The sequence below is a fragment of the Marinilactibacillus sp. GCM10026970 genome, from assembly GCF_042660675.1.
Taxonomy (GTDB): domain Bacteria; phylum Bacillota; class Bacilli; order Lactobacillales; family Carnobacteriaceae_A; genus Marinilactibacillus.
In genome coordinates this window covers 74,016-98,343 of record NZ_JBHSUL010000033.1, presented here as the reverse complement: position 1 = coordinate 98,343, position 24,328 = coordinate 74,016, and the positions used below count along the sequence as shown (strand labels likewise).

The 24,328-nt window shown below is 36.8% G+C and carries 28 protein-coding genes and 1 other annotated feature; of the genes, 27 read left to right on the top strand and 1 reads right to left on the bottom strand.

Annotated features, from left to right (window positions below):
* The first annotated feature begins 196 nt into the window (after nucleotides 1–196).
* On the top strand, nucleotides 197–1,105 hold the full coding sequence (locus tag ACFP65_RS10780) for an NAD(P)-dependent oxidoreductase (RefSeq protein WP_379918495.1): 909 nt from the start codon (nucleotides 197–199) through the stop codon (nucleotides 1,103–1,105).
* A 41-nt stretch (nucleotides 1,106–1,146) separates the two neighbouring features.
* Here the strand turns inward: ACFP65_RS10780 and ACFP65_RS10775 are convergent, their stop codons facing one another.
* Entirely contained in the window at nucleotides 1,147–2,334 is a 1,188-nt protein-coding gene (locus ACFP65_RS10775; protein ID WP_379918493.1) for a pyridoxal phosphate-dependent aminotransferase, read from the bottom strand.
* A gap of 189 nt (nucleotides 2,335–2,523) precedes the next feature.
* Between ACFP65_RS10775 and ACFP65_RS10770 the strand changes: the two genes are divergently transcribed.
* The 26 genes from ACFP65_RS10770 (at nucleotide 2,524) to ACFP65_RS10645 (ending at nucleotide 24,047) form a co-directional block, all read left to right on the top strand.
* Complete coding sequence (locus ACFP65_RS10770; RefSeq protein ID WP_225744349.1) at nucleotides 2,524–2,775, top strand: YkuJ family protein; 252 nt, start codon at nucleotides 2,524–2,526, stop codon at nucleotides 2,773–2,775.
* A gap of 153 nt (nucleotides 2,776–2,928) precedes the next feature.
* On the top strand, nucleotides 2,929–3,465 hold the full coding sequence (locus ACFP65_RS10765) for a YqeG family HAD IIIA-type phosphatase (protein ID WP_379918491.1): 537 nt from the start codon (nucleotides 2,929–2,931) through the stop codon (nucleotides 3,463–3,465).
* Nucleotides 3,452–4,579 (top strand): ribosome biogenesis GTPase YqeH, encoded by a 1,128-nt coding sequence (gene yqeH / locus ACFP65_RS10760; protein ID WP_379918489.1) that lies wholly within the window; start codon nucleotides 3,452–3,454, stop codon nucleotides 4,577–4,579. The genes ACFP65_RS10765 and yqeH overlap by 14 nt, the downstream gene beginning before the upstream one ends.
* Nucleotides 4,580–4,612: 33 nt before the next feature.
* Nucleotides 4,613–4,927, top strand: coding sequence for a ribosome assembly RNA-binding protein YhbY (gene yhbY / locus ACFP65_RS10755; RefSeq protein ID WP_327756602.1), 315 nt, complete (start codon nucleotides 4,613–4,615; stop codon nucleotides 4,925–4,927).
* Between the two features lie 31 nt (nucleotides 4,928–4,958).
* Nucleotides 4,959–5,600 carry a nicotinate-nucleotide adenylyltransferase gene (locus ACFP65_RS10750; RefSeq protein ID WP_379918487.1) on the top strand — a complete coding sequence of 214 codons (642 nt, stop codon included), beginning with the start codon at nucleotides 4,959–4,961 and terminating at the stop codon, nucleotides 5,598–5,600.
* Nucleotides 5,584–6,210 carry a bis(5'-nucleosyl)-tetraphosphatase (symmetrical) YqeK gene (yqeK, locus tag ACFP65_RS10745; RefSeq protein ID WP_379918485.1) on the top strand — a complete coding sequence of 209 codons (627 nt, stop codon included), beginning with the start codon at nucleotides 5,584–5,586 and terminating at the stop codon, nucleotides 6,208–6,210. Before ACFP65_RS10750 ends, yqeK begins: the two co-directional genes overlap by 17 nt.
* A complete protein-coding gene (gene rsfS, locus ACFP65_RS10740; RefSeq protein WP_379918483.1) occupies nucleotides 6,203–6,562 on the top strand; it encodes a ribosome silencing factor in 360 nt (119 codons plus the stop codon). The genes yqeK and rsfS overlap by 8 nt, the downstream gene beginning before the upstream one ends.
* A complete protein-coding gene (locus ACFP65_RS10735) occupies nucleotides 6,562–7,284 on the top strand; it encodes a class I SAM-dependent DNA methyltransferase (protein ID WP_379918481.1) in 723 nt (240 codons plus the stop codon). Before rsfS ends, ACFP65_RS10735 begins: the two co-directional genes overlap by 1 nt.
* Before the next feature lie 8 nt (nucleotides 7,285–7,292).
* Nucleotides 7,293–8,495: a nucleotidyltransferase gene (locus ACFP65_RS10730; protein ID WP_379918479.1), complete on the top strand. Its 1,203-nt coding sequence runs from the start codon at nucleotides 7,293–7,295 to the stop codon at nucleotides 8,493–8,495.
* A gap of 141 nt (nucleotides 8,496–8,636) precedes the next feature.
* The gene (locus tag ACFP65_RS10725; RefSeq protein WP_379918477.1) at nucleotides 8,637–9,200 is read left to right on the top strand and encodes a YceD family protein; all 564 of its coding nucleotides are present in this window, start codon (nucleotides 8,637–8,639) and stop codon (nucleotides 9,198–9,200) included.
* A gap of 106 nt (nucleotides 9,201–9,306) precedes the next feature.
* A complete protein-coding gene (rpmF, locus tag ACFP65_RS10720; RefSeq protein ID WP_225744339.1) occupies nucleotides 9,307–9,477 on the top strand; it encodes a 50S ribosomal protein L32 in 171 nt (56 codons plus the stop codon).
* A gap of 141 nt (nucleotides 9,478–9,618) precedes the next feature.
* On the top strand, nucleotides 9,619–9,981 hold the full coding sequence (locus ACFP65_RS10715) for a DUF3397 family protein (RefSeq protein ID WP_379918475.1): 363 nt from the start codon (nucleotides 9,619–9,621) through the stop codon (nucleotides 9,979–9,981).
* 285 nt (nucleotides 9,982–10,266) lie between these two features.
* On the top strand, nucleotides 10,267–10,698 hold the full coding sequence (gene mraZ, locus ACFP65_RS10710; RefSeq protein WP_379918473.1) for a division/cell wall cluster transcriptional repressor MraZ: 432 nt from the start codon (nucleotides 10,267–10,269) through the stop codon (nucleotides 10,696–10,698).
* A 47-nt stretch (nucleotides 10,699–10,745) separates the two neighbouring features.
* Entirely contained in the window at nucleotides 10,746–11,690 is a 945-nt protein-coding gene (rsmH, locus tag ACFP65_RS10705; protein ID WP_379918471.1) for a 16S rRNA (cytosine(1402)-N(4))-methyltransferase RsmH, read from the top strand.
* Between the two features lie 32 nt (nucleotides 11,691–11,722).
* Complete coding sequence (ftsL, locus tag ACFP65_RS10700; protein ID WP_379918469.1) at nucleotides 11,723–12,106, top strand: cell division protein FtsL; 384 nt, start codon at nucleotides 11,723–11,725, stop codon at nucleotides 12,104–12,106.
* A complete protein-coding gene (locus tag ACFP65_RS10695; protein WP_379918467.1) occupies nucleotides 12,103–14,280 on the top strand; it encodes a penicillin-binding transpeptidase domain-containing protein in 2,178 nt (725 codons plus the stop codon). The genes ftsL and ACFP65_RS10695 overlap by 4 nt, the downstream gene beginning before the upstream one ends.
* Before the next feature lie 44 nt (nucleotides 14,281–14,324).
* Nucleotides 14,325–15,290, top strand: coding sequence for a phospho-N-acetylmuramoyl-pentapeptide-transferase (mraY, locus tag ACFP65_RS10690; protein ID WP_379918501.1), 966 nt, complete (start codon nucleotides 14,325–14,327; stop codon nucleotides 15,288–15,290).
* 121 nt (nucleotides 15,291–15,411) lie between these two features.
* Nucleotides 15,412–16,797, top strand: coding sequence for a UDP-N-acetylmuramoyl-L-alanine--D-glutamate ligase (murD, locus tag ACFP65_RS10685; RefSeq protein ID WP_379918465.1), 1,386 nt, complete (start codon nucleotides 15,412–15,414; stop codon nucleotides 16,795–16,797).
* A gap of 23 nt (nucleotides 16,798–16,820) precedes the next feature.
* Nucleotides 16,821–17,942 (top strand): undecaprenyldiphospho-muramoylpentapeptide beta-N-acetylglucosaminyltransferase, encoded by a 1,122-nt coding sequence (gene murG / locus ACFP65_RS10680; RefSeq protein WP_379918463.1) that lies wholly within the window; start codon nucleotides 16,821–16,823, stop codon nucleotides 17,940–17,942.
* Between the two features lie 23 nt (nucleotides 17,943–17,965).
* Entirely contained in the window at nucleotides 17,966–18,808 is an 843-nt protein-coding gene (locus tag ACFP65_RS10675; RefSeq protein WP_379918461.1) for a cell division protein FtsQ/DivIB, read from the top strand.
* A 250-nt stretch (nucleotides 18,809–19,058) separates the two neighbouring features.
* Complete coding sequence (gene ftsA / locus ACFP65_RS10670) at nucleotides 19,059–20,381, top strand: cell division protein FtsA (RefSeq protein ID WP_379918460.1); 1,323 nt, start codon at nucleotides 19,059–19,061, stop codon at nucleotides 20,379–20,381.
* 24 nt (nucleotides 20,382–20,405) lie between these two features.
* Nucleotides 20,406–21,644 carry a cell division protein FtsZ gene (gene ftsZ, locus ACFP65_RS10665; RefSeq protein WP_379918458.1) on the top strand — a complete coding sequence of 413 codons (1,239 nt, stop codon included), beginning with the start codon at nucleotides 20,406–20,408 and terminating at the stop codon, nucleotides 21,642–21,644.
* A 31-nt stretch (nucleotides 21,645–21,675) separates the two neighbouring features.
* Entirely contained in the window at nucleotides 21,676–22,164 is a 489-nt protein-coding gene (locus ACFP65_RS10660; protein WP_379918456.1) for a cell division protein SepF, read from the top strand.
* 21 nt (nucleotides 22,165–22,185) lie between these two features.
* Nucleotides 22,186–22,491 carry a YggT family protein gene (locus ACFP65_RS10655; RefSeq protein ID WP_225744327.1) on the top strand — a complete coding sequence of 102 codons (306 nt, stop codon included), beginning with the start codon at nucleotides 22,186–22,188 and terminating at the stop codon, nucleotides 22,489–22,491.
* A gap of 12 nt (nucleotides 22,492–22,503) precedes the next feature.
* Nucleotides 22,504–23,289: an RNA-binding protein gene (locus ACFP65_RS10650; protein WP_379918454.1), complete on the top strand. Its 786-nt coding sequence runs from the start codon at nucleotides 22,504–22,506 to the stop codon at nucleotides 23,287–23,289.
* 86 nt (nucleotides 23,290–23,375) lie between these two features.
* Nucleotides 23,376–24,047, top strand: coding sequence for a DivIVA domain-containing protein (locus tag ACFP65_RS10645; RefSeq protein WP_379918452.1), 672 nt, complete (start codon nucleotides 23,376–23,378; stop codon nucleotides 24,045–24,047).
* Nucleotides 24,048–24,051: 4 nt separating this feature from the next.
* Nucleotides 24,052–24,285: a binding site (T-box leader), on the top strand.
* Nucleotides 24,286–24,328 lie beyond the last annotated feature (43 nt).

The window sequence follows — 24,328 nt, the reverse complement described above, 5'->3', positions numbered from 1 at the left end:
CACTTCAATTTAAAACCAATCAGAAACAAACTCAAAATGATCGAAAAAGAAAGAGAACACATAGCAGCATAAGCTAACTATCTGTTCTCTTCCAAGTACGATTACTTTCTAGCTTTATTCTTCACCAACGCTAATTGACATAGAACCTTTTTTATGGCTTATTAATGAATATTCTAACTGAACTAAGGTCGAACGAGTGCTATACTGTAATCAGTATTTTTATAAGGGAGAGAATAGTATGAAAACAATCGGATTTATCGGTACTGGCGTAATGGGTGCTTCAATTGTCGGACATTTAATGGATGCGGGCTATCATGTAAATGTGTACAATCGTACAAAAAGCAAAGCAGAAGAGCTGATTAATAAGGGTGCGGAATGGAAAGAAACGCCAAAAGAGATTGCTAAATCTAGTGAGCTGGTTTTTACGATGGTAGGATTCCCTGAAGATGTAGAAGAAGTTTACTATGGAGAAAACGGGATTTTTGAAGGGGTCAACGAAGGGGCTGTTCTAGTAGATCTAACAACCAGTAAACCATCTCTTGCTCAGAAAATATATGATACGGCAAAAGAGAAAAACGTATACTCGTTGGATGCTCCAGTTTCCGGAGGCGATCTAGGGGCTAAAAATGGGACAGTAACGACTATGGTAGGTGGAGATGAATCGGTCTTCAAGCAAGTTGAGCCAATTTTTATGACGTTTTCTGGAACGCTTGAGTTACAAGGATCAGCAGGAAGTGGTCAACACACTAAAATGGCCAATCAAATTATGATAGCCGGAACGATGACTGGACTATCTGAATTACTTGTCTATGCTAAAGCAGCTGGATTGAATCTGGAGAAAGTACTGAAAACAGTTGGTGGAGGAAGTGCTGCTAACTGGTCATTGCAGAATTACGGTCCGCGTATTCTTAAAAAAGACTACTCAGCAGGATTTTTTGTTAAACATTTCATTAAAGATCTTGGTATCGCTTTGGATGAAGCTGACAAAATGGGACTAGATTTACCCTCTACAAAAAATGCTAAAGTACTCTATGATCAACTAAAAGAAGCTGGGCATGCAGACGAAGGCACACAAGCTTTAATTCAGTTATGGTGGAAAGATTAATATATAGAGAAAAAAGCCAATCAGCGATGATTGGCTTTTTTCTAGTTTACTGAGTGTTGTTCCATATATTTTGTCAATCGGTGCATAGCTTCTTCAATTTCAGCCATACTGGAAGCATAACTTAATCGAACAAAACCTTCTCCTGCTTTGCCGAAAGCAACACCAGGAATAAATCCAACTTTAGCTTTTTGAGCTAAATCATAGCAAAAATCAAAGCTATTTTGTATATGACCTTCAGGAATTTTTGCGAATATATAAAAAGCTCCGTTTGGTTTAGCAATTTCAAATCCTAACCTATGCATGATTTCATAAATATAATCTCTTCTTTTCTTGTATTCTTCTCGCATGGGAAGAGCATCATCCATGCCGTTTTCCAGCGCTTCAATTCCAGCGTATTGAGTGATACTGGAAGCACTCGTTACAAGATACTGGTGAACTTTAATAATTTGTTGTGTAATTGCTTTTGGAGCTAAAGTGAATCCGAGTCTCCAGCCGGTCATAGCATGCGATTTTGAAAGGCCATTGATAACAATCGTCTGATCAAAAAGGTATTCTCCAAGAGAAATATGATTACCTTCATAAACCAGTTCGCTATAAATTTCATCACTGATTGCAAAAACATCAGGATATTGTTTCAATGTATTGGCGATTGCGATGACTTCTTCGCGATTCCAAGTTACCCCTGTAGGATTCGTTGGGTAATTCAAGATAATAGCTTTCACTTTATCTCCGTGTATAGACATCGCTTCTTGAATCATTTCTGGCGAAAGAATAAAGTCGTTTCCAGTGGTATCAATATAAATGGGTTCAGCCTTCCCTAAAATAACGAGTGGCTCGTATAGAGAAAAAAACGGAGAAGGAATCAATACTTTATCTCCAGGGTTTAAAATTGCGAGCAAGGATGCTGCCAAAGCTTCAGTTGCCCCGACAGTTGAAAGGATCTCTGATTGAGGATCATAGGAAATGTTGTACTTCACTTTCATAAAATTGGCCACCGCTTCTCTTAAGCGTAATTCTCCAGCCATGCCTGTGTAAAAAGATAGATTATTCTTTATGGCTTCAATACCTGCATCTTTAACGTGCTGCGGAGTCGGGAAATCTGGCTGACCTAAAGTTAATTTAATCAAACCATCTATAGAAGCAATTTTTTCGTCAAATAATCGTATTCCGGATATTTCGATTTCTTGTGTTTGGGCATTGAATAATTGGTGCAAATGGGTCATATCCATGAAAATCCTCCTAGTGATTGTTAGGAATTATTTTATCATACTATGAGAAGAAAAGTAGGAAATTCTTCTGTTTTTATCATTTAAGGTGGGATCTTGAAAAAGAACCAGCTCTCTTACTGTAATTTACAGGGAAATCTGGTAAAATAAGTAAGTGAAAGTTTAGAAGACAAGCAGGAAGGGGAATACCAGATGAAACCATCCCAACTTATACCGATTATAAGAAGATTAGATGCGATGAGAGAAGACGAAAGCGATGAAGTCCAAGTCAGAAGATTTGAAAAAGACGGCAAGGAGCAATGTATCGTTCGTTATGACAAAGCCTCACGTATGTATGAATTGGAAGATCGTACAAGTGCGCAGACGTATGAATTTGATAACATTGACTATGTCGCTGTTGAGATTTTAGAACTTGTACAACCAGCAACTTCGACTGAAGACTAAAGTCATGCACATAGGAAGTGCTTAACGGTGCTTCCTATTTTTTTGAATATTTATAGAACCCATTTATTAGGCCAATGCTCTTCCTGCGAGAGCCTGTAGTATATAAATAGTCGTCAACGAGAACGGTTCATCTCATTGGAAAGGAAGAAGCGAATGCTAAACAGTTTTAAGCCAACTTGGATGGTCAATTCCATTTATCAAATTACGCCTGAACAGTTGAAAAAGAAAAACATAAAAGTTGTATTGACAGATCTTGATAATACGCTCATTGCATGGAATAATCCTGAAGCAACTGAAGAAACATTAGAGTGGATAGAATTGATGAAGAAAAGTGGCATTCATGTTGTCATTATCTCAAATAATAAACGAAAAAGGGTTAGCAAAGTAGCTACTTTGCTAGAGCTTGACTTTATCCCCAACGCAATGAAACCTCTTCAGAAAGGGTTCAAACAAGCTCAAGCGCAATTTGATATGACGAAAGATGAAATCTTAATGGTTGGTGATCAAATTACAACTGATATAAAAGGCGCTAATCATGCCGGTATTCGAAGCGTGCTTGTGAAGCCTATACTAGATTCAGATGCTTGGAATACTAGATTCAATCGATTTGTCGAACTGAAAATTATGAATTACCTTATAAAAAAAGATCCTGATATGAAATGGAGGAATTCAATCCATGAACGAGTCTAACCACAATGATATGATCTGTATCGGTTGTGGCGCAGTACTACAGTCCGAACACGAAAATAAAGCTGGATTTCTACCGCAATCCGTTATTAATAATATTGATGAAGACCAAGAAATTTACTGCAAACGATGTTTTCGGTTAAGACACTATAATGAAGTTCAGGATGTTGAGCTGACAGATGCTGACTTTTTGAATATGCTACACGAAATTAGCGATAAAAAAGCATTGATTATCAATATTGTCGATATTTTCGATTTCAATGGTAGTTTTATTCCTGGAATTCAACGATTTGCTGGAAATAATCCGGTGATTCTAGTAGGAAACAAAACAGACTTGCTTCCTAAATCATTAAAAGAAGGAAAAATGAGACAGTGGCTTACAGAGCGAGCTCATGAAGCTGGTTTGCATCCGAAAGCAGTCTTTTTAACTAGTGCAGTCAAAGCTGATTCAGTGGAAGCATTAATGAAAATGATCGATAAAGAGCGTAATGGACAAGATGTATATGTCGTTGGAACGACAAATGTTGGTAAATCAACCTTGATTAATCAAATTATTAAGCTCGCTACGGATACTGAAGATGTGATTACAACATCTTATTTCCCTGGTACAACACTTGGTAAGATAGAAATACCTCTGGATGATAACCACGTACTAGTCGATACACCAGGAATTATTCAATCTTCTCAAATTGCCCATTATCTAACTCCAAAAGAACTGAAGTACGTAACGCCTAGAAAAGAAATTAAACCAAAAGTGTATCAATTAAACGAAGAGCAAACACTGTTTCTTGGTGGATTGGCAAGATTTGATTATATCAAGGGTAACGGTAAGCAAGCTTTTGTTTGTTATCTATCCAATGAATTAAATATACACAGAACAAAACTAGAAAAAGCAGACGACTTGTATGCAAGACAAAAAGGGGCAGTATTAACACCTCCTTTCGAAGAAAGTCTAGATACACTTCCAGAATTAAAACGATTCGAATTCATGATTAAAGAACCTACAGATCTAGTGTTTTCTGGATTAGGTTGGATCTCAATCGAACATGCTGGAACAAAAGTTGCCGGATGGGCTCCTAAAGGTGTCGATATTATTATCAGAAAATCATTAATTTAACGAAATTAAGCACGTTCAAGGAAGGACAAAACTATGAAACTCACTGGAAAGCAAAAAAGATTTTTAAGAGCACAAGCTAACGAAATGTCTCCAATCTTCCAGATTGGAAAAAACGGTCTAACAGAAGAAATGGTCGCAGAATTTGAAGAATCAATCGAGAACAGAGAATTGATGAAAGTTCAATTACTTCAAAACACAGATGTAGAGCCTAAAGAAGCAAAAGCTTTCATTGAAGAGCATTCTTCTATAGATGTTGTGCAAACGATTGGTAAGGTACTTGTATTGTTCAAACCATCTAAAAAAGAAAAGTACCAAGCTTATTCAACGAGATTACCCCGTTCAAATTAACGAAAAGAAAGAGTAAGGAAGGCGAAGGAAAGTGTCTGAAAAACTATCTAAAGTCATTGAACCTCAAGTGATGTTTGAGAGTACGCTATTAGATGAAAGAAAAAAAGTTGGTATTCTAGGTGGAACATTTAACCCACCACATTTGGGTCATTTGATTATAGCAGATCAGGTGAAGAATCAGCTTGGACTTGAAAAGATTCTTTTTCTTCCATCTGCTGAACCTCCGCATGCACAAGGTAAGAAAACAATCGATGCAAAACACAGAGTCAAAATGGTTGAGCAAGCGATAGCTGAACGACCGGACTTTGAGATTGAATTGTCTGAGATCGAGCGTGGTGGAAAAAGCTACACTTATGATACGATTCGTAGCTTAACTGAGGAAAACCCAGAAATAGACTATTATTTTATTATTGGTGCAGATATGGTCGAAAATCTTCCTACATGGTATAAAGTAGAAGAACTGATTAACCTCGTACAATTAGTTGCCGTTAATCGTCCTTCCTACTCGGTCGAAACAGAGTATCCGTTAATCTTTATTGATGTTCCAAATATTGAAATTAGCTCAAGTCTCGTTCGTCAGAAGATAATGGATCACTGTTCAGTGAATTACCTTGTACCTGACTCGGTCATCCAATATATCGTAAAGGAAGGATTGTATGACATTGAAACTTAAAACAGTAACGTATTCTAATGCATATATCGATCTTTCTAGAGAAGAGCTTCTCGGACAAGTCAGCCAAGTAATGAGTGACAAGCGCTTCACTCATGTTAAAGGGGTGGAGCAAGCCGCTTTAGAGCTAGCTGAAAGGTATGGAGCGAATCTTGAGCAAGTGAGCATTGCGGCATTGCTTCACGATTTTGCAAAAGAACAATCTGATGAAGAGATGCGAGATATTATTATCAGTGAAAATATGGATCTAGAATTGCTTCAGTATGGGAACAATATCTGGCATGGACCAGTAGGCGCTGTAGTTGTTAGAAATCAGTTTTCTATTCAAGATCAGGACATATTGGATGCAATACGTCATCATACTGTAGGTTCTCCTCATATGGGAATCATTGAGCAGATTATCTATCTAGCGGACTATATCGAGCCAAATCGTACCTTTAAAGGTGTTGATAAAGCTAGAAAATTAGCTGAAATAGATATGGCAAAAGGCATAGCCTACGCGACGTTCAAAACATTGAAGCACTTATTAAATAAAAACGTAAAAATCTACCCAAAAGCCATTGAGACATATAATGCATGGGTTGTACAAAAACAGGAGGAATTACATGACTAAAACAGCAGAGCAAATTTTAGAATTCGTAGTAAAAGCAGCAGATGACAAATTATCAGAAGAAATCGTCGCACTGGATATGAGAGGTGTTTCTTTACTGGCTGATTATTTTGTTGTCACACACGGAAATAACGAAAGACAAATTTCTGCGATAACAGAAGCTATTAAAGATGCAGCAGAAGAAAATCAAGTTGAAGTTAGAAATGTCGAAGGTAAAGACGGCGGAAACTGGATATTGATTGATTTAGGAGAAGTGATCGTCCACTTATTCAACCAAGAGGAAAGAGAATTTTATCAATTGGAAAGACTATGGACAGATGCACCTTTCGTAGATGTGTCTAACTGGACTAAATAGTGGAGTACAATTGGTTTGCGAAGGTCTATGACGAGCTAATGGACGACACCTTGTATCCTAAATGGGCTACGTATACAGGGCAGCATTTAACTGGTCAGGACCATATTCTAGAATTAGGATGCGGGACTGGGATTTTAGCAACAGAGTTGACGAAAGCTGGATTTGACATTACAGGACTAGATCTGTCTTCAGACATGCTCAGCCTGGCATATGATCGACAAATCGATACAGGTATTCGGTATCCGCTGGTAGAAATGGATATGAAAGATTTTTCTGAATTAGGGAAATTTGATGGTATCCTTTGTTACAGCGATGCTTTGTGTTATATCCAATCTGAAGAAGAAAAGAAACAAATTTTTCAAGAAGTATATAATCAATTGACTGAAGAGGGAACATTTTTATTCGATGTTCACTCTATCTACCAAATAGAGCAATTCAAACAATTTTCTTACCACGATGAAGTTAATCAAATTGTTTTCCTTTGGGATAGTTTCGAAGGTGAACAAGATTACTCTATAGAACACCAATTGACTTTTTTTGTTGAAAATGAAAATGAAACTTACGAACGATTTGAAGAAGTACACAGAGAATGGACACACCCACTAGAAACTTATATCGATCTGTTGAAGAGTGTCGGATTTAAAAATGTCGAAGTAACAGCAGATTTTGATGAAACAGTATCAGATACAAGTAAAAGATGGTTTTTTGCAGCTAAAAAGTGAGGGATACGATGAAAGCTTGCGGAATAGTAGCTGAATATAATCCATTTCACAATGGACACTTATACCAGATATCTGAAGCGAGAAAAAGAAGTCGTTCCGATGTCATGATTGTGGTAATGAGTGGAAACTTTCTGCAGCGTGGAGAACCAGCACTAATTGATAAGTGGACAAGAGCTGAAATGGCTCTTAAACACGGCGCAGATGTCGTTTTAGAACTTCCTGTTGCATATAGTGTACAACCAGCAGATATCTTTGCGAAAGGTGCTGTTGACATTCTTCATGCGATGAAGTGTAGCACACTGAGTTTTGGATCAGAATCAGGGAATAGCAATCAATTTAATCTTGCTGCTAAGCTTATGGTGGATCAAGCAAGCAGAATTGATCAGCTATTTAAGGAACGAGCTGAAAAAGGCCAAACTTATGCTGCAAGGATGGAACAAGCCATCAGTGAGAGTATACCCAATTTTCCTATTGACTTGTCTTTGCCAAATAATCAGCTGGGTCTTGCTTATGGTAGAGAAAATTATAAATTAGGATCGCCTTTACAATTAGAAGTTATTCAACGAAAACAAGCAGATTACCACGAGAAAACATTACAAAAAGTTGGTACGATTTCCAGTGCTACGGCTATACGTAATCAATTGTTATCATCAGAACTCAATTCAGATGCTGTCGCGAACTTTATGCCAGCGACGAGTATGACTCTATTAAGAAATCAACCATTAAGTTCATGGGCTGATTTCTGGATCTTTTTGAAATATCGAATTCTCTCTTCCACAGTTGAAGAACTGAAACAGATTTATCAAATGGAAGAAGGTTTAGAAAATCTTTTAAAGAAGTCTATTCAACAATCACACTCTTTCGAAGAGTTTATGATGCGTATCAAACATAAAAGAATGACTAGGACAAGATTGCAACGACTTTGCGTCTACATTTTGCTTCAAATCAAAAAGACAGACATTTCTAGATCGAGTACGATTCATGCGACTAGAGTGCTTGGCTTTAGTTCTATAGGACAAGATTACTTGAATAAAGTTAAAAAAGAAGCACCTTTAACTTTGTTAACAAAAATAGACAAACAATCAAAGAAATTCTGGGAACTTGATATTAAGGCCGGGAACCTTTATGAATTAGGCAATGGAGCAAATCTTGGAAGACAAGATTTTGGTCGAATGCCTATAAAAAACATTGACATTGGCCCGTATCACTAGTATACTGATTTTTGTTGCCTTAAAGTCAAGAGGCTTTGTTTTTAGTATCGAAAAACACTATAATCTATATGATTGTAAAGTGCAGTGCGGTTGCTAAAAAATGATTAAACCATTTATAATAAGGCCAAGAGGTGATAACACATGAAAATCAAATGGGCTTTAAATGAATTAAAAAAGTTTAAAGAAGAACCATTAACATTGAATGGCGAAATCGACTTGACAGATTCGTTGATAGAGAGAAATTCTTCAATTATCGATGCTACGCCATTATCAATGGACGGTATTCTAGTTGTGGAGAGAACAGATGAGTTCTTAGTAGATTTGAATCTCACTATTAGCTTGACGCTTCCTTCATCGCGCTCTCTTGAGCCTGTAAAAGTAGATTTACGCATACCATTTTCCGAAACGTATCTTGTTGCTGGAACAACTATGGATCCAGAAAGATACGGAGAAGATGAAATCGTTGTTGAACTCGAATCAGATTCACTTGATCTGAGAAAACCGCTTGAGGATGCTATCCTTACGGCAATTCCTACTCAAGTATTCACTGAAGAAGAACTTGAAAAGGAAGATATGCCGAGTGGGAGCGACTGGAAAGTTGTATCTGAGGGAGCCTATGGCGATGGTGTGCGAGAAAGATTATCTGAAGAAGAAGATCCTAGATTCGCAGCTTTAAAAGGACTTTTTTCGGAAGAGAATGAATAAGTATTGTAAGGTATAAACCGAACGATAAAATGAGATGATTACACGGTTGTTGATCGATTTTAGCAATCTGAATCTTAGAAACCCTTTTAAGGAGGTGTGTTGGAACATGGCAGTACCTAAAAGAAGAACATCTACAGCAAGAAAAGCTAAAAGACGTACTCATATCAAATTGAATCTTCCAAATATGAGCGATTGTCCTAAATGTGGAGAAGTAAAACGTAACCACCACGTATGCTCATCATGTGGATTTTACGCTGGAAAAGACTTTTCAAAATAATAAATAGTCTGTTAAAAAACCTCTATTTTATAAAATAGAGGTTTTTTAGTATGATATTTCAGTAGAATAAAGTAGGATAAGTATGTTGCCTGTTCTGGCTTCGTAGGATACCTGTCTCATTATGATTAAGTAGGTGATATCTTGTTCGATCCACATATAGATATTTATTTTATATTGTTTTACTTATGTCCGATATTGATGCTCAGCCCAAGCAAAAGGATCAATAAATTTTTTAAGAAACAAGGCGTTAAAATTAAATTAGTAGACTTTGTCACGCCAGTCTTTCTGTTATCGGTTCACATTTATAGTATGCTAATCGTTAATAGAAGTTTTATGCCATATGTGTTGATTATAATATCTATTATAGGAATGGTCCTTGCTTCTGTATTTGCATTTAAAATTAAAAAAATCAGAATGGTTCATTTTTTCAGAGTTTGGTGGAGATATGTGTTTATCACTGTATTTTTACTGCATATTCTATTGGGCATATTACTCTTTTTCTGATTACGAAATAGTGTTATTTAGGAATTTAAAAAACTATGTATGAAAACCTTCATTCACTGAATGAGGGTTTTTTATATTGGGAACATATATACGCTTAATAATTTTAAAGATAATCAAAACAGTCAAGTGATTCGCCTGAAATTTTATAAAGGGAACATAAGTTATATTTATTAGTTTAGGACGGATATTATTACATATTTTTTGGTTATTTTTCCAAGATTAGGTGGTGGAAAGTGGGGCATTGTGGTAGACTATGGCTTATAAGTGGGGAGAGGGGGCTTTGAAATGTTACTGGGAGAATTTAAGCACAATGTTGATGCAAAAGGTCGCTTGATTGTACCAGCTAAATTCCGAGAGGATTTAGGTGAATATTTCATTGTCACCAGAGGACTGGACGGCTGTTTGTTTGGTTATCCACAGAAAGAATGGGAAATACTCGAACAGAAATTAAAGTTACTTCCTCTCGCTAAAAAAGAAACACGCGCATTTACAAGATTTTTGTACTCTGCGGCTACGGAATGTACCTTGGATAAACAAGGCAGAATCAATATACCACAGACCCTTAGAGACCATGCAAAATTAGAGAAATCTTGTTTTGTAATCGGTGTTTCGGATAGAATCGAAATCTGGAGTGAAGAGAGATGGGTCGCTTTTTCAGCCGAAGCAGAAACCTCATTTGAAGATATTGCAGAAGAAATGGTTGATTTTGGATTTTAATGAAAATAAATAAAAAGATTATAGATTGTTAGATAGGAGGTTGGGGCGTGGAGTTTAATCATGAAACGGTCTTACTTAATGAAGCAACAGAAGGTTTAAACATAGATCCTGATGGTATATACGTTGATTGCACATTAGGAGGAGCTGGTCATACTTCGCTGATTCTTGAAAAGTTGAGTGATAAAGGTCACCTTTATGCATTCGACCAAGATCAAACGGCAATAGACTATGCGAGGGAACTGCTGAAAGAAGAAGTAGACAAAGGTAAAGTGACTTTCGTTCAATCAAATTTTAGATATATAAAAGAATCCTTGAATGAGTTGAATGTTTTTCACGTTGATGGAGTTTTGTATGACTTAGGCGTCTCCTCACCTCAATTGGATGATGCAGAAAGAGGATTTAGTTATCATCAAGACGCTAGGCTTGATATGAGAATGAATAAATCTCAAAGTTTAAGCGCACACGAAGTTGTAAATAATTGGGAATATTCTGATCTCGTTAGAATATTTTTCAGATATGGAGAAGAGAAATTTTCAAAACAGATTGCAAGAAAAATTGAAGCACATAGAGAAGTGCATGAAATCAATACAACTCAAGAATTAGTGGATATTATTAAAGAAGCGATTCCGGCACCAGCACGACGTAAAGGTGGTCACCCGGCAAAACGTGTCTTTCAAGCAATCCGAATTGCAGTGAACGATGAGTTGGCTGCAATCGAAGAATCACTTGAACAAGCAATCTCTTTGCTTGATATGGAAGGTAGAATAAGTGTCATTACGTTCCACTCTTTGGAAGATCGAATTGTAAAACAACTATTCAGAGATTTTTCAAAACTTCCGGAAGTACCAAGGGGCTTACCCGTAATGCCAGATTTTAAAAAACCGATTTTGAAGTTAATCAATAGAAAACCGATTCTTCCTGGAGAAGAAGAATTAGATCAAAACAATAGAGCACGTAGTGCGAAGTTACGGATTGCAGAAAAACAAGCTTAACTGTTTAATAAAAAGAAGAAAGGAGTATTCGCATGGCAATGAATGACAATCTAGCGAGAAACTTAACAGCGCAAGCTACATCCAGACCTATACAACAGCCTGAATCGCAACCAGGTGGTTTACATACTAAAAAAATCATAAAACGAGGGATTACACGCTTTGAAGTATGGGCGATCAGTTTTTTCGGTATTCTCTTATTCGGACTTTTAGTAGCAAATATTACAATGGCAATGCAATTATCAACAACGAACCGTACGACTCAAGACTTAGAACAGCAATCAGCTGATATGGTAGTGGTAAATGAAAACCTTGAACAAAAAATCCAAGAACTTTCACGCTACGATAGAGTTTACGAAATCGCAAAAAATAATGGCCTGGAAATGAACGAAGAACAGATTAGGAATGTATTCCCATGAGAAAAATAACAAAAAAAATAAAAGCTACGAATCCACTTCGCAACCGTAAAATCATTGCCGTATTTTTGTACATGGCATGTTTTATACTGTTTGGATTTGTAGCTCTTCGTTTTTCTTGGATTATGGTAAAAGGTGAGATCAATGGAGAAAACCTTATACAAAATTTAGATAATCAATATACAAGAAATACAGTGACACAAGCTAATCGTGGGACAATTTATGATAGAAATGGAAATCCCATCGCGATGGATGCTAATACGTACAAGATGGTAGCTGTGCTGACGGATCAATGGTCCAGTCCAACAAGACCGCAACATGTTCAAAAACCTAAAGAAGTGGCGGCTATATTAGCTAAGTATATTTCTATGAGCGAAGAAGAAATATTCAAACGGCTAACAGAAGAACAATCTCAGGTTGAATTCGGTGCGGCTGGCAACAACCTTTCTTATGATATTACGAGTAAAATCAAAGAAGAATTAGACCAACAAGAACTAACCGGAATCACATTTGAAGATAGAAAAACAAGGTTATATCCAAACGGTGTTTTTGCTTCTCATACGGTAGGGTTAGCACAGGTTTCTGATGATGAGGATGAGTCCAAACAATTAAAAGGGATTATGGGTATTGAACAGACTTACGACGATTTACTCAGCGGGGTAAATGGATCAGTAGAATATCAAAAAGATAAATATGGCTACGTTATCCCGGGACAAGAAGAAAAAAGAGTCGAAGCCGTTGATGGTAATGATATTCATATGACGATTGACCGAAGACTCGAAGTAGTTTTAGAAAATGCAATGGATCAAGTAGAAGAAGAACATTCTCCAGAAAGAATGACGGCTACTCTGATGAGTGCTAAAACGGGTGAAATTCTAGCAACATCACAACGTCCTTCATTTAATGCTACAACAAAAGAAGGCATTGAACAGACGTGGCAGAATTTGCTAGTTGAATATGCATATGAACCTGGATCAACCATGAAAGTTATGACACTTGCAGCTGCCATTGAGGAAGGGGTCTTTCAACCTGAAGGTGTTTATAAATCAGGAAAGATTTCTGTCGCTGGTGGCGTCGTTCGGGATTTTAATCCAGATGGGTGGGGACCAATTACTTATCTGGAGGGGTTAGCACGGTCAAGTAACGTCGCTTTTGTCCATCAAGTAGAAAAAATGGGATTTGATACTTGGAAAAAGTATCTTGATGATTTTGGTTTTGGTCAAGCTGTGGGAATGAATCTACCAAACGAATATAGTGGTAGTAACATGTATGCAGGTGCTCTTCAAAAGGTGAATACTTCTTTTGGACAAGGAATCAGTGTCACACCAGTTCAGATGTTACGTGCTTTTTCAGCAATAGCCAATGAAGGTAAGATGGTAAAACCTTATTTAATAGATCACATCACGAATCATGCTACACAAGAAGAAACAACGTTCGAACCTGAATATACTCAGAGTCCAATTTCAAAAGAAACTGCAGAAAAAGCATTACAGTATTTAACTGAACCTGTTACAGATGAAAATGGTTCTGCAAAAGGATATAAAATAGAGGGATATAATATTGCTGCTAAAACAGGAACTGCGCAATTAGTCAATCCTGAGACAAATAGATACTATAATGGAAACGGTGATTATATTTATTCCGTTGTAGGTATGGCTCCCGTAGAGGATCCAGAATTAATTTTATACGTTACTGTACAGCAACCTAAATTTAATGGCGCTAGTCACGGTAGCGAAGTTGTACAAAAAATATTTAATCCAGTTATGAAAAGAGCATTGGAATCTATGGATGTTTCTAATGAGGAACAAGAAAGTGAACCGACTGAAACGATGTCTAATTTGATTGAGCAAGATATCACGGGTGCAATCGAAGACGTCCAAAGTAAAGGATTAGAAAGTGCCGTCATTGGTTCTGGTGACAAAGTCGTTCAACAGTTTCCACGTAAAGATTCTTCACTTTATGAGGATCAACGTGTTATTCTACTAACGAACGGTGCAATGACCTTACCGAATTTGACAGGGTGGTCTAGAAGTGATGTGATGAAAATCGCGGAACTGACAGGTGTTGAATTTGAATTTGAAGGGGAAGGGTATGTAACGGCCCAAGATCTTGAACCGAATACTTTTATAGAAACCGGTACAAAAATCAAGCTGACTTTATCCCCTGCATCTCAATAATAAAAAAGTAGGATAAAGATTTAAAGGAGAACGAATATAGAATGATAGAATTAACAAGAATCATACTTCCAATTGTATTGAGTTTGATCATCACGATTAGTTCAATGCCATTTGTAATACGATATTTTGCAAAAAAACAATTAGGTCAAGTCACTCGAGAAGAAGGACCGAAGTGGCACGAAAGTAAGTCAGGAACACCGACTATGGGAGGTGTTTCAATCATTATGGCGGCTTCGGCAACGGTTCTGATAGCTAGCTTGTTTTTAAGAATCTTTACAACAGGAACACTTCTGTTAGTATTTATTCTTGTATTTTATGGATTGATTGGCTTTTTAGATGATTACGTCAAAGTCGTTATGAAGCGAAATTTAGGATTAACTAGTCTACAGAAACTCGTTGGACAAATTTTAGGCGGAATCGTGTTCTTCGTTGGACTATCCTTATTAAATTATCCTACAGCAATCATGGTTCCTATAGTGGGATCAATTGAATTAGGCTGGTTCTATAGTCTATTTGTTTTATTCTGGTTAGTTGGATTTTCAAATGCAACCAATTTGACAGATGGTATAGATGGTTTAATGGCAAGTACTGGAATGATTGCTTACCTTTCATATGCTATTATAGCGGCAATGCAGTCTCAGTGGGATATTATGACTTTTGCACTTTCTGTCTTTGGAGGACTCCTTGGTTTCTTCTTTTTCAATAAAAAACCCGCAAAGATTTTTATGGGTGACGTTGGATCTTTGGCATTAGGAGCAGGTTTAGCAGGGATTTCAATATTGTTGAACCAAGAATGGACATTACTTTTAATTGGTTTTATCTTCGTTTGTGAAACAGCGAGTGTCATGCTACAAGTTGGTTCATTTAAATTAAGAGGAAAAAGAATCTTTAAAATGAGTCCTATTCACCATCATTTCGAAATGGTTGGTTGGAGTGAATGGAAATTGGTCGGTGTATTTTCACTAATTAGTCTCCTTATGACTTTAGTCGTACTTTTTATTTTGGTATAATGTTTGAGGAAAAGCTGGACGTAGAGTAATCTACATCCAGTTTTTTAGAGTATAATATAGAAATTTAAAGGGTATGCTTTCAATAATAAAAATGAGCCATCAATGAAGAAGAGGGATAATGATGAAACCAATTGATAAATATGCAAACAAAAAAATACTTGTTCTAGGACTAGCCTTGAGTGGTGTTAGTGCTGCCAAATTACTACATAAATTAAAAGCATTAGTGACCGTAAATGATTATAAAAATCTTGATGAGAATCCCGAAGCCAGAGAATTGGTCAATGAAGGTTTAAGAGTGATTACTGGAGGTCATCCCATAGAATTGATGGATGAGGACTTTGAACTTGTTGTAAAAAATCCAGGTATTCCTTACTCAAATCCAATTATAAAAAAAGCTAAGGAAAAAAATATACCCATCATAACAGAGGTAGAGTTAGCTTATGAGGTAGCCGAAAGTCCAATCATTGGAATAACTGGAACAAATGGTAAAACAACCACAACAACAATGATTACAGAAATTTTGAATACTGAACGCATTTCTGGTAAAGCGTATGCTGCTGGAAATATCGGAACACCTGCTAGTCAGGTTGTAATGGCAGCTACTCCTGAAGATGAAATTGTACTTGAATTATCTAGTTTTCAATTATTAGGTGCACCTAGTCTTAAACCTAAAATTTCTGTAATTACTAATCTTTACTCGGCTCATTTAGACTATCACGGTACGAGGGAAGAGTATGTTCAAGCAAAAATGGAAATCACTAAAAACCAAACAGGAACGGACTACTTGATTTACAATGCAGATCAGACGGAATTAACAGATTTGGTTCATCAGCACAGTCATGCTCAGCTGATTCCATTTTCACGTAAAGAAGTTGTTGAAAAAGGTGCCTATGTAAAAGATGATGCGATTTATTACAAAGATCAGTTGGTTCTTGAAGTGAAAGACATTCTTTTACCAGGGAAACACAATCTGGAAAATGCTTTAGCGGCAGTTGCAGTATCGAAGATCATGAATAAATCAAACAAAGAAATCAAAAAAGCATTGAGTTCATTTAAAGGGGTTAGGCACCGGACGCAATTTGTTCGGACATTTGAAGATCGTAAATTTTACAATGATTCTAAAGCGACAAATACGCTTGCAACGATTAATGCACTAGAAGGGTTCGATAAACCTGTTATCTTACTTGCGGGTGGCTTGGATCGTGGGGTTTCGTTTGACGATTTGATACCAGCGATGGAAAAACATGTCAAAGCTGTTTTGGCTTTCGGAGAAACGGCGGAACAAATCCTTGATACGGCTAGTAGAGCAGGGATAACGCAGGGAATAAAAGTTGTTGATGTAGAACAAGCAGTACCTGAAGCCTACAAAATTAGCAAACCAGGAGATATCATCTTACTATCACCAGCTTGTGCGAGTTGGGATCAATATCCAAGTTTTGAAATTAGAGGGAATGCGTATATGAACAGTATCGATCGTCTTATACAGCAGAAACAAGAGGAGGCATAAACACTTAGTGTGTTTAAAGTGATATGAAAGTATTATTAACTGGAGGCGGAACAGGTGGACATATTTATCCTGCGTTAGCCTTGAAGAAAAGAATCCAAGAACAATATCCTGATTCAGAATTTCTTTATATAGGAACTGAACGAGGTCTAGAAAGTAAAATTGTTCCTGACAACGGTGTCCTTTTTAAAGCCATAAAAGTGGAGGGGTTTAAAAGAAAGTTGACTCCTTCAGGAATAGCTTATAACTTGAATACAATTAGACTTTTCCTAGGTAGTATTCGAAAAGCTCGGAAATTAATTAAGGCTTTTAATCCCGACGTTGTAATTGGAACGGGAGGATATGTCTGTGCACCCGTTTGCTATGCGGCTTCAAAACAAAAGATTCCCACTATTATACATGAACAAAATAGTGTAGCAGGCATCACAAATAAATTTTTAGCGCGTTTTGTAGATAAAATTGCAGTCTGTTTTGAAGAAGCAAGAGCTCAGTTCAAAGGACAAGAACATAAAGTTGTATTCACGGGAAATCCAAGAGCTCAGGAAGTAGCGCTCTTAAAACCAAGTTCTATATTGGAAACATTTGGTTTAAGTAGTGAAAAAGAAACAGTATTGATTTTTGGAGGCAGTCGAGGAGCACAAAAAATCAATCAAACCTTTATGGATAGTTTCGAACAATTGGTAGATTCTCCGTATCAAGTGCTTTATGTAACTGGAGAAATTTACCACGACAAAATCACTCAAGAAGTTCATACCAGATACAAAGAATTAAGTTTTGAGGATTCTGTGAAAATCGTACCTTATATCAACGATATGCCACAAGTTTTCGCATCAGTGTCGCTCGTCGTAGGAAGAAGTGGCGCGACCACACTGGCAGAGTTAACTTCTTTAGGTATGCCAAGTATTTTGATCCCTAGTCCAAATGTCACAGAAGACCATCAAACGAAAAATGCTCTCAGCTTGGTTAACAAAAAAGCAGCTTTGATGATACGAGAAACAGAACTGACTGCTGAAAGATTTGTGACAGATATGAATGTATTGATGTCAGATGAGCAAAAGAGAAAAGATATGGCTGAAAATTCCAAGAAAATGGGGAAACAAAGAGCCTCAGATGAGCTAATCGAAGTGATACAATCGATTGTAAATTAAATACCGTAAGGAGGAGAGATTTTATGAGTAAGAAGACGGATCATTCAGTAACAAATATTGAAGATATCTATAACAAGAAATATACAGACTCTCCTCAAACTAAAAAAAATAAATGGAATCGGTTGAAAGCTAAATGGTTCGGACTCGTTCTGTTTTTTTCACTAACTTTGTTTATAGGTATTTACTTTTTAACCCCCTACAGTCAAGTTGGGGCGATTGTTGTTGAAGGAACAGATGAAGTGCTTGACCAAGAGATCATCAATGAAAGCAAAATCCGTTCGGGGGACTCATTATGGCAGACTTACTTTAACAAGTCGGAAATAGAAAAGGAAATCAAAGCAACATTACCCCAAGTTAGATCAATGGAATTAACGATCAAAGATTTCCATGATGTTCACTTTGATATCTCAGAATACGAGACAGTTGCCTATCTATACAAAGAGAACACGTATTTTAAAATACTAGATAATGAAAAAGTGTTAAGAGAACCTTACCCGAACAATGTAGGAAATCTACCAACATTTTTCAATTTTGTAGATGAAAATGTACTTCAACAGATGCTGTCTGAATACAATCAACTAGACCAATCCATCCAGTCTATGATCTCTGAAGTTGAATGGATTGAAAGTGAGCGAAATCCACTGCTTGTCAAAGCATATATGAATAATGGCAATGAAGTATTAGCTTCGATACCCAGCTTTTCGGAACGCCTCAAACGCTATCCGCAGCTTGTCAGAGCTGTTAAAGGTGAGAACGGTCTTTTCGATTTAGAAGCAGGCGCTTACTTTTTACCATTTTCATCAGTCGAAGATCAAGAGTATGATGAGGAAAATAGTGTTGAATTAGATAATGAAATAGAGGAATAAAGTGCATAATCGTTTTTAAAGGAAACTGGCGTTCTTCTGTTACACAAAAGTTATGTTTTGTATTGAGAAATCAATAAACTAACTTCAATAACCGTTGGTATTTGTGGTAAAATAAGCCATATTCACATGCATAATAATCAGACTGACATGTTTGTATAAAAAATCAAAGTTTAAAAGAAAAAAGAGTAAATTCTACGGCTAGAACCATATATAAATAATGCCTAGTGTAGACTGGAGGTTTCAATCGATTATGGAAAATGGTGTATACGCGAGTTTAGATATAGGAACAACTTCAATAAAAGTTATCGTAGCTGAAGTTCTAAATAGTCAGATGAATGTTATTGGTGTCGGTAGTGAACGATCTAAAGGCTTGAATAAAGGTATGATTGTAGATATTGATGAAACGAGTCAAGCTATAACAGCGGCCGTTCAACAAGCAGAAGAAAAATCTGGATTAAAAATTGAAGAGTTGATTGTTGGTATACCTGCAAATGGAGTAGATATCATTCCTTGTAATGGTTATATACAGATTGACTCTAATAGCCAAGAGATCACAGATATGGACGTTGAAAAAGTGATCAATGAAACATGTCTTAATGCTATTCCTTCAGACAAGGAAATGATTTCGGTCATGGTCGAAGAATTTTTAGTGGATGGTTTTGATGAAATTAAAGATCCAAGAGGTATGGTTGGTGAAAGACTTGAGATTTACGGCACAGTACTAGCGGTGCCTAAGTCAATCGTACACAACATCAAGAAATGCGTTAGAGAAGCTGGATATGTGATTCAAGACCTGATCATACAACCACAAGCTATGTCATACCTTGTATTATCTGAAGATGAGCGACAATTTGGAGCTGTTCAAATAGATATGGGTGGAGGACAGACAACGGCATCAGCTTTACACGATCATCAGTTGAAGTATATGCATGTTGAACAGCAAGGTGGAGAATTTGTAACTAAAGATATTTCTATGGTACTAAACACCTCTACAGCAAATGCTGAAAGCTTGAAAAGAGAAGTTGGTTATGCTTTGTCCAGCAATTTAGATAGTGATCAAACCATTCATGTGGACACTGTAGGTCAGAAAGAACCCATAAAGGTTAAAGAAACCTATATTGCGGAAATCATAGAAGCAAGAATTGAGCAGATCTTTGAATTATTGAAGGAAGATTTAGATAAGATCGGTGCATTGTCTTTACCGGGGGGAGTGAAACTCACTGGTGGAGCTGCGGCCATACCAGGTGTTAGAGAACTTGCAGAAGAGATATTTGATGTACAAGTGGATGTTTACATACCTGATTTCATGGGAGTGAGATACCCTTCTTTTACAAATGCGATATCGCTTGTGTATTATGAGGGCAAATTGGATGGTATACAGAAACTGATCAATAAAATATGTCTATCCGGACATCAGTTTAATCAACATGAAACAATTCAAAGTACTCATGGAAATACAGCTAGTTCAACTAGCTCACATCAAGATGAGACGTATGTACAAACAAGCGAACCATCAAATGGACCATCATTTACGGAAAAAGTAAAAAACTTTTTCTCAACATTTTTTGATTAAATATCGTATACAGGAGGAAAAAGAATGGAATTAGAATTCGATTCAATTGCATCTCAAGGAGCAGTATTAAAAGTTATAGGTGTTGGTGGAGCTGGAGGTAACGCTGTAAACAGAATGATCCAAGATGGCGTTCAAGGCGTAGAATTTATCGTAGCCAATACAGATGTTCAAGCATTAGATATGATGAGTGCTGAAACTAAAATACAATTAGGACCCAAATTGACTAGAGGATTGGGTGCTGGAGCTAACCCAGAAGTTGGAAGAAAATCAGCTGAAGAAAGTGAAGAAGCGATTGCAGAATCCCTACGTGGAGCTGACATGGTATTCGTTACTGCTGGTATGGGCGGAGGAACTGGTACTGGAGCTGCTGGAATTGTAGCGCGTATTGCAAAAGAGCAAGGAGCTTTAACTGTTGGTGTCATTACACGACCGTTCACTTTTGAAGGACCTAAAAAAGGTCGTTTTGCTGCAGAAGGTATCGCGTTAATGAGAGAACACGTTGACACCTTAGTGACAATTTCCAACAACCGTTTACTTGAAATTGTAGACAAGAAGACACCGATGATGGAAGCTTTCAGAGAAGCTGACAATGTATTACGTCAAGGTGTGCAAGGAATTTCTGATCTAATTACTAACCCAGGGTATGTCAACTTGGACTTTGCTGACGTTAAAACCGTTATGGAAAACCAAGGTTCTGCCTTGATGGGTATCGGGACAGCTACTGGAGAAAACAGAACTGCAGAAGCAACTAAAAAAGCCATTTCTTCTCCACTACTTGAAGTTTCTGTTGATGGCGCTGAAAATGTCTTGTTAAACATTACTGGCGGATCTGACTTAACGTTATTTGAAGCTCAAGATGCATCAGATATTGTTTCAGCAGCAGCAACAAGTGAAGTTAATATCATCTTTGGTACTTCTATCAATGAAGAGCTTGGAGATGAAGTAGTTGTTACAGTTATTGCTACTGGAATCAACGGTGAAAAAAAAGAAACTAAAAAACCTGTATCAGCAAATAAAATCAATGCTCAACAAACGCAACAAACTCAACAAAAAAAATCTGAAAATGATCCTTTCGGGAACTGGGATATTCGTAAAGAACCTAACCAGAGAGACCGTCAAAATTCTGATTTAGATGAATCTAGAGAAGCTTCTAAAGATCATAGTGAAAAAGATTTATTTTCTAGAGATGAGACTGAATCACAATCAAGCTCAAATGACGAAGTTGATACACCACCATTTTTTAGAAGAAGACGAAAAAGATAGAGAATAGTTCTCTGCGAAAGGAGACGGGATTATGGGGATCAAAGATCGGTTAAATAATTTTTTCTTTTTAGAAGAAGATTCTGAAGAGATAGAAGAAATGACTGAGCAGAAGAGCGCACCAAAACAGGTCAGAGAAAAGCCAACGCCTAAAGTAGAAAAAACAGTCATAGCTAAAACTCAACCAATCCGTAAATCTACAGCACCTGCACAGAGTCAAAACATTGTAGCGATCAATCATCAACAGGCGATTAAAAAGCCACGTATCAATGTGATGGAGCCTCGCACATACTCTGAAGTTCAAAGTGTGGCGGATATTCTATTAAATAATCAATCTGTGATTTTGAATTTCAGAAGAATGGAAAAAGATCAGGCTAAAAAAGTGATTGATTTCTTAATGGGTACGACCTATGCAATTAAAGGTGATATTGAAAGAATCGGCGATGAAATTTTTGTTTGTACTCCGAATTCCGTTGAATTGGATGGAGCTGAGTTGCAAGCTTTAAAAAATCAGGATTTCTAACGGAAACGGAGAACGTATTTTATGGTATATCAAGTTATACAATTTCTACATGACATTTCACTAAGAGCGGTCGATATTTACAGAATGTTGATCCTCGTCTACTTTTTAATGTCTTGGATTCCAGGAGCGTATCAGTCTAGTATTGGAAGAATTTTAATCAGAATTTGTGAACCTTATGTAGGATTCTTTAGACGATTTGTACCGCCAATTGGAATGATCAGTCTTGCAGGGATCGTTGCACTTTTTGCTCTTTCGTTTATCAGAATGGGGATTACACCCGTTTTTCAAATCATTTTGAATCTTTTCAATCAAATCGGACTAGTGTGAGGTTAAAGACTAATGGATAATGTATACCAGCATTTTAGAAAAGACGAACAGATTTTCATTGATACAGTCATGGACTGGACTCGTCAAGTCGAAGAACAGTATACGCCATATCTGACACCATTTCTGGATCCGAGACAGCAGTATATTGTTGAATCGGTCGTAGGGCAGAGTACTGAGATATCTTTGTATTACTTTGGAGGATATGAAGATGCAGAAAGAAAAAGACTCTTTCTGTCTCCTCCTTATTTTGAACCCGAGCAACAAGACTACAACATCACAATCTGTGAAATCAATTATCCAACCAAGTTTGCAACTTTATCACACGGGAGTATACTCGGAACGCTAACTGGTGCTGGGATTAACCGGGAAACTCTGGGAGATATTATAACCGATGGAGAAACGTGGCAGTTCTTTATGGATCAACCGATGCTGCCATACTTACTTTCACAAATTGAAAGTATTGGTAAAATTAAGGTTCATCTGGAAGAAAAATCATACACTGAAATTATCCTGCCGAAAGATAAGTGGGATAGTCACAGTGTCATTGCGTCTTCATTAAGAATAGATGTTGTCCTTGCAGCGGCATTCAATCTATCTAGACAAAAATCAAAAGAATTGATCAGTTCAAACAAAGTGAAAGTCAATTGGAATGAAATTTCTAGACCGGATATTTCTTTAGGAATATCAGATGTTATTTCTATCAGAGGGTTCGGAAGAATTAAATTGAAATCCATTGAAGGTAAAACACGTAAAGAAAAAATCAGATTGGAACTTGATATTCTAGATAGAAATCAATAAGCTCTTGTCTAAAGACAGATTATTATTTATACTGGAAAAAAACAGGAATCAAACTGATCAAAAAAAGGTAACGGAGGAATTCGATCATGGCATTAACACCTATGGACATACATAACAAAGAATTTTCTGTTAAGATGAGAGGGTACGATCAGGATCAAGTAAACGATTATCTGGATCAAATCATCAAAGATTATGAATTGTTATTGAAACAAAAAAAAGAAACTGAAAAGAAATTGGAATTTGCTGAAGAAAAATTAGCAAGTTACGATCAAATGCAAGATTCACTTAATAAGTCGATTATTGTTGCACAAGATGCTGCTGATCGTTTGAAAGTGAATTCTGAAAAAGAAGCAGATATGATTTCTAAAGAAGCTGAAAACAAAGCTTCTAAAGTTCGTCAAGATGCTGAAAATCATGCAGACCAACTACTGAAAGATGCTGTTGGTAAAGCACGTAAAATTGAAGAAGAAACAGAAGCTTTGCGCAAGCAAAGTCGTATTTTTCGCCAAAGACTTCAACTAATGATTGAATCGCAACTTGAGCTAGTAAAGAAAGACGAATGGGATGATATTTTACAAGCGCCTATTTCAGAGAAACCAGAAACACATACATTAAACGAAGTGAAAACAGAACTTGATCAAAAAGATGAATCAGAAGAAATCGAACTCACAACGGATGTAGTAGAAGAATCTGATGAATCTGAAAATCAAAATTACGAAGAAGGCATGACACCGGCTGTAGAATTGCCAAGCGTATAAATAAATAGTAGCAATTACTGAAATTATATAAGTTGAAACACTTTTCAGAGAGCCAACGATGGTGCGATGTTGGCAAGTCAATTTCATTTTATGATCATTCAGTAGCTTTTTTAATGAAATGTAGTAGTTAAAAACGTAGCTCTGCGTTAAAGAGAAGAGAGAGACAGACAGATGTCCCCTAATGGGAGGAGTCTATGTCTCTAAAGTAAGGTGGTACCACGAAGACTTCGTCCTTTTTCAAGGATGAAGTCTTTTTATTATCAAAAAAATATAAAGTAAAA